Source organism: Lysobacter avium (assembly GCF_015209745.1).
GTDB lineage: Bacteria > Pseudomonadota > Gammaproteobacteria > Xanthomonadales > Xanthomonadaceae > Novilysobacter > Novilysobacter avium.
On the sequence record NZ_CP063657.1, the window covers coordinates 880063 to 891130 of the forward strand.

General features: G+C 66.8%; 13 protein-coding genes. 4 read left to right on the forward strand and 9 right to left on the reverse strand.

The window, feature by feature from the left end; genetic code table 11:
• Positions 1-55 precede the first annotated feature (55 nt).
• The 5 genes from lptB to INQ42_RS03995 are packed head-to-tail and all read right to left on the reverse strand — an operon-like array spanning position 56 to position 3476.
• A complete protein-coding gene (gene lptB, locus INQ42_RS03975; RefSeq protein ID WP_194035244.1) occupies positions 56-775 on the reverse strand; it encodes an LPS export ABC transporter ATP-binding protein in 720 nt (239 codons plus the stop codon).
• Positions 775-1323 carry a lipopolysaccharide transport periplasmic protein LptA gene (gene lptA, locus INQ42_RS03980; RefSeq protein ID WP_194035245.1) on the reverse strand — a complete coding sequence of 183 codons (549 nt, stop codon included), beginning with the start codon at positions 1321-1323 and terminating at the stop codon, positions 775-777. The genes lptB and lptA overlap by 1 nt, the downstream gene beginning before the upstream one ends.
• A complete protein-coding gene (gene lptC, locus INQ42_RS03985; protein WP_194035246.1) occupies positions 1313-1873 on the reverse strand; it encodes an LPS export ABC transporter periplasmic protein LptC in 561 nt (186 codons plus the stop codon). Before lptC ends, lptA begins: the two co-directional genes overlap by 11 nt.
• Positions 1870-2466: a KdsC family phosphatase gene (locus INQ42_RS03990; protein WP_194035247.1), complete on the reverse strand. Its 597-nt coding sequence runs from the start codon at positions 2464-2466 to the stop codon at positions 1870-1872. Before INQ42_RS03990 ends, lptC begins: the two co-directional genes overlap by 4 nt.
• A gap of 2 nt (positions 2467-2468) precedes the next feature.
• Entirely contained in the window at positions 2469-3476 is a 1008-nt protein-coding gene (locus tag INQ42_RS03995; protein WP_194035248.1) for a KpsF/GutQ family sugar-phosphate isomerase, read from the reverse strand.
• Between the two features lie 181 nt (positions 3477-3657).
• Here INQ42_RS03995 and INQ42_RS04000 point away from each other — a divergent pair, with 181 nt between their 5' ends.
• Both INQ42_RS04000 and murA read left to right on the forward strand, forming a co-directional pair.
• The gene (locus INQ42_RS04000; RefSeq protein WP_194035249.1) at positions 3658-3894 is read left to right on the forward strand and encodes a BolA family protein; all 237 of its coding nucleotides are present in this window, start codon (positions 3658-3660) and stop codon (positions 3892-3894) included.
• A gap of 2 nt (positions 3895-3896) precedes the next feature.
• Complete coding sequence (murA, locus tag INQ42_RS04005) at positions 3897-5156, forward strand: UDP-N-acetylglucosamine 1-carboxyvinyltransferase (RefSeq protein ID WP_194035739.1); 1260 nt, start codon at positions 3897-3899, stop codon at positions 5154-5156.
• Between the two features lie 70 nt (positions 5157-5226).
• On the opposite strand, the gene INQ42_RS04010 is transcribed toward murA, so the two are convergent.
• Genes INQ42_RS04010 through purM form a run of 4 tightly spaced genes read right to left on the reverse strand, consistent with a single transcriptional unit; the run spans position 5227 to position 8484 of the window.
• Positions 5227-5886 (reverse strand): DUF3108 domain-containing protein, encoded by a 660-nt coding sequence (locus tag INQ42_RS04010; RefSeq protein WP_194035740.1) that lies wholly within the window; start codon positions 5884-5886, stop codon positions 5227-5229.
• 57 nt (positions 5887-5943) lie between these two features.
• Complete coding sequence (locus INQ42_RS04015) at positions 5944-6738, reverse strand: DUF3108 domain-containing protein (RefSeq protein ID WP_194035250.1); 795 nt, start codon at positions 6736-6738, stop codon at positions 5944-5946.
• 13 nt (positions 6739-6751) lie between these two features.
• Positions 6752-7435 carry a phosphoribosylglycinamide formyltransferase gene (gene purN / locus INQ42_RS04020; RefSeq protein ID WP_194035251.1) on the reverse strand — a complete coding sequence of 228 codons (684 nt, stop codon included), beginning with the start codon at positions 7433-7435 and terminating at the stop codon, positions 6752-6754.
• Positions 7436-7458: 23 nt separating this feature from the next.
• Positions 7459-8484, reverse strand: coding sequence for a phosphoribosylformylglycinamidine cyclo-ligase (gene purM, locus INQ42_RS04025; protein WP_194035252.1), 1026 nt, complete (start codon positions 8482-8484; stop codon positions 7459-7461).
• Positions 8485-8748: 264 nt separating this feature from the next.
• On the opposite strand from purM, the gene INQ42_RS04030 reads away from it, so the two are divergent.
• Together INQ42_RS04030 and INQ42_RS04035 are read left to right on the forward strand one after the other, a co-directional pair.
• Complete coding sequence (locus INQ42_RS04030; RefSeq protein ID WP_194035253.1) at positions 8749-9855, forward strand: DUF2066 domain-containing protein; 1107 nt, start codon at positions 8749-8751, stop codon at positions 9853-9855.
• Positions 9855-11012 (forward strand): AI-2E family transporter, encoded by a 1158-nt coding sequence (locus INQ42_RS04035; RefSeq protein WP_194035254.1) that lies wholly within the window; start codon positions 9855-9857, stop codon positions 11010-11012. Before INQ42_RS04030 ends, INQ42_RS04035 begins: the two co-directional genes overlap by 1 nt.
• The last annotated feature ends 56 nt before the right edge of the window (positions 11013-11068 follow it).

Below are 11068 nucleotides of genomic sequence, written 5' to 3' on the forward strand. Positions count from 1 at the left end.
GCGCGGCGGCCTTACATCATGCCCGCAATGGTCGGCTTCGATGTGTGATGCAACGCTACAGGCGGAAGGTGTCGCCCAGATAGACCCGGCGCACGTCCGGGTTGGCGAGCAGCGTGTCCGGCGCCCCCTGCGCGAGCACGCTGCCTGCGTTGAGGATATACGCGCGGTCGCAGATGCCCAGGGTTTCGCGCACGTTGTGGTCGGTGATCAACACGCCGATGCCGCGATTCTTGAGATGGCGCACGATGCGCTGGATGTCCGCCACGGAGATCGGGTCGACGCCGGCAAACGGCTCGTCGAGCAGCATCAGTCGCGGATTGCCGGCCAGGGCGCGTGCAATCTCGACCCGGCGGCGTTCACCGCCCGAGAGGCTGGCGCCCAGCTGGTTGGCGACGTGGTTGACCTGCAGCTCCTCCATCAGCGAGGCGAGTTCGCGCTCGCGGCCGGCCTTGTCCAGATCCTCGCGCAGCTCCAGCGCGACGCGCAGGTTGTCGGCCACGGTGAGCTTGCGGAATACCGACGGCTCCTGGGGCAGGTAGCCCATGCCGTATTTGGCCCGGGCATGCATCGGCTCGCCGGTGATGTCCTTGCCGTCGAGCAGGATCTGCCCGGCATCGGCCGGCACCAGGCCGACGATCATATAGAAGCAGGTGGTCTTGCCCGCGCCATTCGGCCCGAGCAGGCCGACCACTTCCCCGGCGTCGAGCGTCAGGCCGAAATCGCTGACGACCTCACGCGAGCCGTAGGACTTGCGCAGGCCCTTGGCAACCAGCATCAATCGGTCTCCGCTTCGCCGGAGGCTTTGTTCTTTTCGGCAGGGGCGGCGTTGCGCGGCATGATCCGCATGTTGACGCGGCCGTTGCCTTCACCGCCGCTGGTCACCTGACCGGTGGTCATGTTGTAGACCACGCGTTCGCCGCTCAAGGTGCCGCGCGGCTGCTTGATGTTGACCTTGCCGGTGAACACGACGGTGTCGGTGGTGACGTTGTAGTCGATCTTGCTCGCGACGGCGTTCATGCGGCTGCCGTCGTCCATCTGCTGGGAAAGCGTGGCCGGCGAGCCGGTCAGCACGACCTGGGCGATGTCGCCGCCGCGCGCGCGGATCTCCGCCCGGACGGCTTCGGCGTGCAGGGTGCCCTGGTCGATCACCACACCGCCGGAAAGGACCGTCGGCGTGCTGTCATCCAGGCTGCCTTCCTGTTTGCCGGCGCTCACGTCCATCGGTTGGTTTCGATCGGATTTCTTCGCCATGGCCATCGGGGTGGCGGCGGCAACAAGGATGATGAGCAGGCCGACGAGCGCCTTGGTGTGGTTAGCGGGCATAGCTGGATTCAACCTCCGATTGGAGCGTGTACTGCTTGGTGGCCAGATTCACGTCCAGCCCGTTGCCGCGGAGTATAGAGCCCGGCCGGTTGATGGTGACCTGCACCGGCGAATCGATGCGGTCCGCATCCGGGAATACGTTCAGCTCCTGGGTGTCGATGTTGACCTTGTCGGAGTGGCGTCCGTCGCTGACCGCATTGACATCGCCGCGCAGGCGCAGCTCATCGCCGTCGGCGCTGATCCAGCCGGTCTTGGACGTCACTTCCCACGCGTCGGCGTTGTCCTGCCTGGGCGGAATCAGGAAGCGGGGCGTGGTCACGTCCATGGTTTCCAGCACCGGGTCACGCGCGAGCCGCGGGGCGCGCAGGGTGAAGGATTCCTTGCCCGTCGCGTCCAGCACGACCAGCTCGAAGTCGTTGAGCAGATAGTCCGGCCGGCCGCCGATTTCCTGCCGCAGTTCCGGACCGGTGGTCATGCGGGTCAGCAACGCCCAACCACTGGCGACCGCTCCCAGCAACAGCACAATGCCCACGGGGATGCGCCAGTTCATGCGTTGTGCCCCGTTATGCGTGCGGTCCGATCGGCCTGTTCAAGCGCCGCGGCGTTGATCAACGCGTCGACCTTGCCGTGGGCGTGCAACAACAGGTCGCACAACTCCCGTCCGGCTCCCTCGCCGGCGCGAGCCGTTGTAATCCAGTGGGCGCGTTCGCGGATCCAGACGTGGGCGCTGGCCGGTGCCACGGCAAATCCGACCTGCTGCATGGCGCCCAGGTCAGGGAGGTCATCACCCATGAAGGACACCGCGTCCAGGCCGATGCCCAGGCGCGTGGCAATCGCGCGCACCGTGGCGAGTTTGTCGCTGACTGCGGTGTGGACTTCGCTCAGCCCGAGCTCGGCGCCACGGCGCTCCACGATGGTGCTGGCGCGGGCGGTAATGAAGGCGACCTCGATCCCGACCTTGCGCAGCATCACCAGGCCCAGGCCGTCATGGACGTGGAAGGCCTTGGTTTCTCGGCCCTCGCTGTCGAACCGCAGCCGGCCGTCGGTCAGCGTGCCGTCGATGTCGAAACAGGCCAGCTGCACGCGTCGCGCGCGTTCCACAACGGCGGTGCCGGTCGCGGTGTGAACCAGGGGCGTGGACATGCTCATACGACCCGAGCCCGCAGCAGGTCATGGATGTTGAGTGCACCGACCAGGCGGCCATCCGCGTCGACGACCAGCAGGCCGCTGATCTTGTGGGTTTCCATCAACTGGGCGGCCTCTACCGCCAGTGCGCCCTGGTCGATGGTGCGCGGATTGCGTGTCATGACCTCGTCGATGCGCGTGGTGCGCAGGTCGACCTCATCGTCGTCCAGGCTCCGGCGCAGGTCACCATCGGTGTAGAGGCCGAGCAGGCGGTCATCGGCCAGGTCGACGATCGCGGTCATGCCCAGCCGCTTATGGGTCATCTCCACCAGCGCCTCGCTGACGCTGGCCTGTGCGCCCACGCGTGGGACGTCCGCGCCCACATGCATGATGTCGGCGATGTGCAGCAGCAGCCGACGCCCCAGCGCGCCGGCGGGGTGGGAGCGGGCGAAATCGTCGGCGGTGAAGCCGCGCGCCTCCAGCAGGGCGACGGCGAGCGCATCGCCCATCGCCAGCGAAGCCGTCGTGCTGGAGGTCGGCGCCAGATGCAGCGGACAGGCCTCGGTCGGCACGCTCACGTCCAGGTGGACGTCAGCGGCGCGCGCCAGGGTGGAGCCGGCGCGGCCGGTCATCGAGATCAGCTTGTTGCCCTGCCGCTTGAGACCCGGCAGGAGCATGGCGACTTCGTCGCTTTCCCCCGAATAGGACAGCGCCAGCACGACATCGGCGTCGGTGATCATGCCCAGGTCGCCATGGCCGGCCTCGCCGGGATGCACATAGAACGCCGGTGTGCCGGTGGAGGCGAGGGTGGCGGCGATCTTGCGCGCGACATGGCCGGATTTGCCCATGCCGGTGCAGACCACGCGCCCTTGCGCTGCCAGCATCAAGCGGCAGGCCGCACTGAACTCGCCGTCCAAACGGGTGGCAACCGCGGTCAGGGCCTTGGCTTCGATGTCGAAAACGCGGCGGCCGCTGGCGGCGTAGTCGAATTCGTGCAGGTTTTCGGGAAGTTCGGGAGATGTGGCCATTTCGGAGCAGTGGGCTTTCCGCTAGGCTAGATCGGCTGATTTTACGCAGATTGCGGGCTGGCGTATCCCGTCCGCTGAACCATCACCGACCGCGGCGCGTGCGCTTGCCCGAGTCGGGCGGAACTCCGCGCTTCACCTTCCGGCGAGCCTGCCTCGCCGCTCCGATTGCGAGACCCCATACGTGAACCCCCACACCATCAAAACCCTCATCGAACAAGGCCTGCCCGGCGCCAGCGCGGATGTGCGCGGGGAAGACGGCGTGCACTTCGAGGCGACCATCATCTGCGAGGCGTTTGCCGGCAAACTGCCGCTTGCGCGCCATCGTCTGGTCTACGCCACGCTGGGCGAGTTGATGGGCCGGGAAATCCACGCCCTGAGCATTGACGCCAAGACGCCTGCCGAAGCCGGGCAGGGATGAGCATGCAGAAAATCGTGGTCGAGGGCGGAGTGCCGCTGCAGGGCGAGGTCCGCATTTCCGGGGCCAAGAATGCGGTGCTGCCGATTCTGTTCGCCACCCTGCTTGCCGACGAGCCGGTGGTGATCAGCAACGTGCCGCACCTGCACGACGTGGTGACCAGCGTGAAGCTGCTGGCTGAAATCGGTGCGGGCATCAGCATCGATGAGCGTTACGGGATCACCGTTGACCCGACCACCGTGCACAGCCAGGTCGCGCCCTACGAGCTGGTGCGCACCATGCGGGCTTCGGTGCTGGTGCTGGGACCGCTGCTGGCCAAGTACGGCCACGCCGAAGTGTCCCTCCCGGGTGGCTGCGCGATCGGTTCGCGCCCGGTGGATCTGCACATCAAGGGCCTGCAGGCGCTGGGCGCGCAGATCACGGTCGAGAACGGCTTCATCAAGGCCACCGCGACGCGTCTTAAAGGCGCCCGCCACGTGTTCGAGATGATCAGCGTCGGCGCGACCGAGAACGTCATGATGGCGGCGACCCTGGCCGAAGGCACCACGGTGCTGGAGAACGCGGCCATGGAACCGGAGATCGTCGACCTGGCCGAGTGCCTGCGCGCGATGGGCGCGCAGATCGAGGGCGAGGCCACCGGCAGGATCACCATCCATGGCGTGGAGCGTCTGCACGGCGGCAACCACTCGGTGGTGCCCGACCGCATCGAGACCGGCACCTTCCTTGTGGCAGCTGCCATGACGGGGGGTCGGATCACCGCGCATCATGCGCGACCCGACACCATGGACGCAGTGCTCGACAAGCTGGTCGAGGCCGGAGCCACGGTGGAGTGCTCCGGCGACCGCATCACCCTTGACATGGAGGGCCGGCGACCGCGGGCCGTCGATCTCACCACGGCGCCACATCCTGCGTTTCCCACCGACATGCAGGCCCAGTTCATGGCCATGAACTGCATCGCCGACGGCGTTGGCGTGATCAACGAGACGATCTTCGAGAACCGCTTCATGCACGTCAACGAGCTGGTCCGCCTCGGTGCGGACATCCGCGTGGACGGACACATGGCCGTTGTGCGGGGCGTGGAAACCCTGAGCGGAGCCCCGGTGATGGCGACCGACCTGCGCGCTTCGGCCTCCTTGATCCTGGCCGGCCTGGTGGCGCAGGGTGAGACCGTGATCGATCGCATCTACCATCTGGATCGCGGCTACGAAAACATCGAGGAAAAGCTGTCCGGCCTGGGTGCCAGGATCCGCCGGATCAGTGACTGATCAGCAAAAACCCCGCTCAAGGCGGGGTCTTTGTTTGAAACTACAGGGGGTCCTGATCAGCAGGTGACGATCAGTTGACCGACTTCACCCGCAGGTCGATGTCGTCCTTCCCACCCTTGCGCTGGAGGATCCGCGCCGGGATCGGCATGCCTTCCACCAGCCAGGCGATGGTCTGCTTGTCACCGTCGGTATTGACGACCTTGGTCGCTTCGACCTGCTTGCCGTCGACGGTGATGATTTCCTTGCCACTGACCTTGTAGCTGAGCTGCTTGACGCGGCCGTCGTCGACCATGCGGTACTTCAGCGGTTTGCCCGCGGCGAGGTCGCGCACCAGCGCCAGGTTGATCAGCAACGCGTCCATGTCGCCAGCCTGCAGCTTGATCGGCTTGGACCGCTCCGGCTTCACATCGCCGGACCAGGTAGCGATCCCCTGGCCCCAGTCGTACGTCGCGGTCTTGGAGGAACGCTTGACCAGGACCTGGTTGCTGTCCTCGCTCGACAGCGGACGCCAGGTACCGTTGTTCTCGTCGAACACGGTGCTCTGGTTGAGGTTTGCGAGCGGCGTGCTGATCGCCAGGGTGTAGCGCCAGCGCTCGCCGGACTCCGGGGCCAGGGTCATCTTGCCGGTCGCCTGCATGCCCTTGTAACTGGCCAGGTAGTCGGCGCTGAAGGCCTCGATCGCCCATGCCGGGGAGGCGGCCAGCAGCAATGCTGCGGCCGCGCCGAGCATGCGCCAACGGGGCGTCCGCGCGGAAGCGGGGGATTTCATGCGGGGGTCGGAAAGCATCTATTCAACTCCTTTGTATTCGACCAGACGCAGGTCGTACACGTCTTTGCCGTTCTCACGTTTCAACATGCGGATAGGGCTGGGTACGTTGCGGACGACCCAGATGATCGTGTCTTCGTTGTCCTTGCTCCGGGTGGCCTTCATCGCGTTGTAGGGCATGCCGGCGACGGTGATGCTTTCGCGCTCGTCGGCAACGACGTAGCGGTGGTCACGCACGCGGCCATCGTCGACGAACCGGTAATCCAGCGTCTTGCCGGGGGCGGCGTCACGTATCACCGCCAGGTTGATCAGCAGACCGGTCATGTCGCCGTCCTGCAGCGGCACCGGACGGCGACGGCTTTCCTTGATATCGCCCTGCCAGTTGGCCGCGCGGGAGTTCCAATCGTAGATGCCGACGGTCTGCTTGCGCGTGAATACGCTCTTGTTGACGGTCGCCTGGGTAATCGGCCGATACACCTCGCCCAGGTCGTCAAAGACGCTGCTCTGCTCGGCGTTGAGGCCGACAAAACCCATCAGGCCACGCGTGCCATGCATGACCAGGTCGGTGCGCCAGCGCGGCGCCTTCTGGCGGACCAGCTGCATGGTCGCCTCGCCCAGCAGCTTGCCGTCCTTGTACACCGCGTAGGTGGCCAGGAAGGGTTCCAGCACGTGCGGGCTCGTGTCGGTCTCCGCTCCAGCCAGCGGCGCCGGCGGGGTGGTGGAGGGCACGGCGGTTTGCTGCTGCGCGAGTGCCGCGACCGGCAGTAACAGGGCAAGCAGCAGGGAGCGGTGCAGGATGGTGGCGATCGGTCGCATGTGGGCGGAAGGCTCAAGTGGTCGTCAGCAGCGGAGGATGCAGGTTGTTGTCTGAATCCAGCTTCATCGGCGCCTCGAGCCGGAGGCCGTCGATGTGGATCGCCTCGTCCCGCAGCTCGATCCGCCGGGCGGCGAACAGCCGCAGGGTGGCGACCAGCAGGGGATGTTCACGCTGCAGTACCCGCGCCGCCAGCCTTTCGGCATCGTCGCCGGGCAGGACCGGCAGGCAGGCGTGCGCGATCACCGGCCCGCCGTCCAGCTCGGCGGTGACGTAATGCACGCTGGCGCCGTGTTCGGAGGCGCGCGCGTCGAGCGCCTGCTGATGCGTGTGCAGGCCCTTGTGGGCGGGCAGCAGCGATGGATGGATGTTGATGATTCGCCCGGCGTGCGCGTCGACCGCTGCGGCGCCGAGCAGGCGCATATAACCGGCGCAGACGATCAGGTCGGGGCGGGTGGTGTCGATCCGGGAAAAAAGTTCGGTCTCGTAAGCCTGGCGATCCGGAAATCGCTTCCGTTGCACTGAAACGGCGGGGACGCCGGCGCGTTCTGCGCGCTCCAGGACCGGAGCGCGGCGGCGGTCGGAAAAAACGCCAACCATCTGCGCATCCAGCGTCCCGGCCGCAATCGCGTCCATGATCGCCTGCAGGTTGCTGCCGCGTCCGGAGGCGAGCACCGCGATACGCAGCGGGGACGTCATAGGGGGATCACCGGGCGGTCGGATCAGCCGATCCGGACGCGCTCGTCAGCGCCGGCCGCCACCACCTCACCGATCCGCCGGTGCGACAGCGCGAGGCCATCGAGGGTGGATTCAACGGCTGCCGCCGTGTCCTGTCGCACCACCAGCACGAAGCCGATGCCGCAGTTGAAGGTGCGCCACATTTCCGCGTCGGCCACGACGCCTTCGCGCTGCAGCCACTCGAACACGGGCGGCAGGACGATGGTCGACGCCTCGATGCGAACGCCAAGGCCTTCCGGCACCACACGGACGATGTTCTCGGTCAGGCCACCGCCGGTGATGTGGGCCATGGCATGCACCGCGCGGCCGTGTTCGCCGCGCAGCAGCGCCAGGACGGGTTTGACATAAAGCGCGGTGGGCGCCATCAGTGCATCGATCAGCGACGTGCCGTCAAAGTCCACATCGTCCGGACGCCCGGCGCGATCGAAGATGCGACGGATCAGCGAATAGCCGTTGGAATGAGGGCCCGAAGACGCGATGCCGATCAATACGTCGCCCGCAGCGACGCGGCTGCCGTCGCGCAGCTCGGACTTCTCGACCGCGCCGACGGTGAACCCGGCCAGGTCGTATTCGCCGGGGGCATACATGTCCGGCATCTCCGCGGTCTCGCCGCCGATCAGGGCGCAGCCGGCCAGTTCACAGCCGCGCGCGATGCCACCGACCACGGCAACCGTGGTCTCGATGTCGAGCTTGCCGGTGGCGAAGTAGTCCAGGAAGAACAGCGGTTCGGCGCCCTGCACCAGCACGTCGTTCACGCACATGCCGACCAGATCGATGCCGATCGTGTCGTGGCGGCTGAACTGCTGGGCCAGCTTCAGCTTGGTGCCCACGCCGTCGGTGCCCGACACGAGTACCGGCTCGCGGTACTTGCCGGACAGGTCGAACAGGGCGCCAAAGCCGCCCAGCCCGCCCATCACCTCCGGGCGGAAAGTGCGCTTCACCAAGGGTTTGATGCGCTCGACCAGCTCATTGCCCGCGTCGATGTCGACTCCGGCATCGCGATAGGTCATGGGGGCGGCAGCAGGTGTGGACGGTGCGGTCACGGCAGGCTCGAGGGCGCGGGTAGCCGCTGATTTTAGCAGTCAAGCGCGCCCGTGGCCCGTGCGAATGGACGCCGCGGCGGCGGTGCGGCACCATTTCGAACTGGCATCGAGTTGACGGGAACCACCATGGCGTATGCGACGGGCACGAAAAGCGACGGCGAACGCCGCGGTGCGGTCTTGCGACGAGGGAATCGGACGCCCGCCGGATGGCTGATCTGGGCGTGCATCGCCATGTTGGTGACCGCCAGTTTCGGCGCGTCCGCGCAGCGCGTGGAAGGCGATCGTGCCGTCGCGCAGGGAGCCTACAACGCCGAAGTGGCGGTCAAGGGGCAGGGCGCGGACGAGCGTCGCCGGGCATTCTCGCGGGCGCTTGTCCAGGTGCTGGGCAAGCTTTCGGGCGACCGCGGCGCGGCGTCGCGACCCGGCGTGGGCGCCGAACTGCGCCAGGCCGAGAAATACGTGCGCAGTTTTGACTACCGCCAGGACGAGGGCCGCTCCGCCAGCGGCGCGCCAAGCTTCAAGACGATGCTGGTGGTCCGGTTCGATGAAGCCGCCGTTGATGACCTGGCATTGACGCTGGCGCTGCCGGTCTGGCCACAGCCGCGACCGAAACCCGTGCTGTGGCTGGCCATCGATGATGGCAGCGGACCGCGCCTGGTGGACGTCAAGAGCGCCGATGCCGCGCGCTCCACCCTGGACCGGGCCATCGAGCGTGGCTACCGGCTGGGGCTTCCAGGCGGCAGCGCGGCCGAGAAGGCCGTGGTGGGAGCTATCTGGCGCGGCGACACCGCAGCCGTGGCGCGTGCCTCGCAGCGCTACAGCCCGCCGATGCAATTGATCGGCAAGCTCTACCGCAGCAGTGGCGGCTGGACGGCGGACTGGATCTTCGTGGACAACGGCAAGGTGTTGTCGCGCTGGTCGGAGAGCGGCGCCAGCGCCACGCAATTGATGGCGACCGGTGCCGATGGCAGCGCTGATGCGCTGATGAAACGCTATGCCAAGCGTCCTGACACCGGTCCGGCCGGTACCTACCGTATCGCCTTCACGGGGCTGCGCAGCGCCGACGACTATGTGCGCCTGTCCGGTTACCTGCAAGGTCTCACCGTGGTGCGCGGCATGCGCCCGGCGCTGGCGACCGCCCAGCGCATGGAGTTCGACCTGGACCTGCTGTCGGGCGTGCGCGGGTTCAACATGATGGTGGAGCGCGATGGCGTTCTTGCCGCGCTCGACAGCGGCCGGGACACATCCATCGGGGCGGTCGGCATGCCAGGAACGGACGCCACTGACGGTCAGCCCGTGACTGCCTCGGGTTCCGTGCCGGTCTATACGCTCCACTGATGGAAAACACGGATCCGCTGGTCGAAATCGCCCGCTTCCTGCGGCGGCTGCAATGGGCGGCACTCGCGGTGGCGCTGTGCTGGCTGGTGTGGCTGCTGTCGCCGGTGCTGTCCCCGTTCGTGCTGGGCGCTTTGCTGGGCTGGCTGGGCGACCCGTTGGTGGACCGGCTGGAGCGGGCCGGGCGTTCGCGCAACACCGCGGTGTTGCTCGTGTTCACTGCGATGACGCTCTTTGTGGTGCTTGGCCTGGTGCTGCTAGTGCCGCTGATCCAGGAGCAGATCATGACCCTGATCGACTCCATCCCCGGCTACCAGCACTGGATCATCAGCACCGCCATGCCGTGGGTCGAGATGCGCACCGGCATGGAGATCACCGGGTGGCTGGACCTCAATCACCTGATTGAACTGATCCGGTCCAACTGGGAGAGTGCGGGCGGATTTGCCAGCAACCTGCTGGGCTACATGTCGCGCTCCAGTTTTGCCCTGATCGCGCTGGCGGCCAACATCGCGTTGCTGCCGGTGGTGACGTTTTTCGCCCTGCGCGACTGGGACCTGCTGGTCGCGCGCGTGGCGTCCTTGATCCCGCGTGATCATCTGCAGACCGTCACCCGGCTGGTCACCCAGTCAAGCGATGTGCTGAGTGGATTCCTGCGTGGGCAGTTCCTGGTCATGCTTGCGCTGGGCGTCATCTACGCCGTAGGACTGTGGGGCGTTGGCCTGGACCTGGGCATCCTGATCGGCATCATCGGCGGCATCCTGACCTTTGTTCCCTACGTTGGGCCGGCCACGGTGCTGGTGCTGGGCTGCATCGCTGCGGTCGTGCAATACGGGGACTGGCAGCACTTTCTGGCGGTCCTGGTGGTGTTCGGCGTCGGCCAATTGGTGGAAAGCTACTGGCTGACGCCGAAGCTGGTCGGCGATCGCATCGGCCTGCACCCGGTGGCGGTGATCTTTGCCGTGCTTGCGGGCGGCCAGTTGTTCGGCTTCCTCGGCATGTTGATTGCCCTGCCGTGCGCAGCGGTGGTGAACGTGTTGCTGCGCTACGCGGAGGAACGCTACACCCACAGCCGCCTCTACGCCGGCGCTCCTTCACCGATGATCATGGTCGGCGACGAGCCGACGGTCCCGGTGGTCGCCTCGGAGCCAAGGGGCGAGTGAATCCGGGTTCTCCAGCCTGCCCTGCGCCAGGTTCTCCGGGTGCGGCACTGCCGGAT

Coding starts and splice junctions, on each gene's coding strand:
- lptB (WP_194035244.1), bottom strand. CDS start 775: ATGCTGGTTGCCAAGGGCCTGCGCAAGTCCTACGGCTCGCGTGAGGTC.
- lptA (WP_194035245.1), bottom strand. CDS start 1,323: ATGCCCGCTAACCACACCAAGGCGCTCGTCGGCCTGCTCATCATCCTT.
- lptC (WP_194035246.1), bottom strand. CDS start 1,873: ATGAACTGGCGCATCCCCGTGGGCATTGTGCTGTTGCTGGGAGCGGTC.
- INQ42_RS03990 (WP_194035247.1), bottom strand. CDS start 2,466: ATGTCCACGCCCCTGGTTCACACCGCGACCGGCACCGCCGTTGTGGAA.
- INQ42_RS03995 (WP_194035248.1), bottom strand. CDS start 3,476: ATGGCCACATCTCCCGAACTTCCCGAAAACCTGCACGAATTCGACTAC.
- murA (WP_194035739.1), top strand. CDS start 3,897: ATGCAGAAAATCGTGGTCGAGGGCGGAGTGCCGCTGCAGGGCGAGGTC.
- INQ42_RS04010 (WP_194035740.1), bottom strand. CDS start 5,886: ATGCTCGGCGCGGCCGCAGCATTGCTGCTGGCCGCCTCCCCGGCATGG.
- INQ42_RS04015 (WP_194035250.1), bottom strand. CDS start 6,738: ATGCGACCGATCGCCACCATCCTGCACCGCTCCCTGCTGCTTGCCCTG.
- purN (WP_194035251.1), bottom strand. CDS start 7,435: ATGACGTCCCCGCTGCGTATCGCGGTGCTCGCCTCCGGACGCGGCAGC.
- purM (WP_194035252.1), bottom strand. CDS start 8,484: ATGACCTATCGCGATGCCGGAGTCGACATCGACGCGGGCAATGAGCTG.
- INQ42_RS04030 (WP_194035253.1), top strand. CDS start 8,749: ATGTTGGTGACCGCCAGTTTCGGCGCGTCCGCGCAGCGCGTGGAAGGC.
- INQ42_RS04035 (WP_194035254.1), top strand. CDS start 9,855: ATGGAAAACACGGATCCGCTGGTCGAAATCGCCCGCTTCCTGCGGCGG.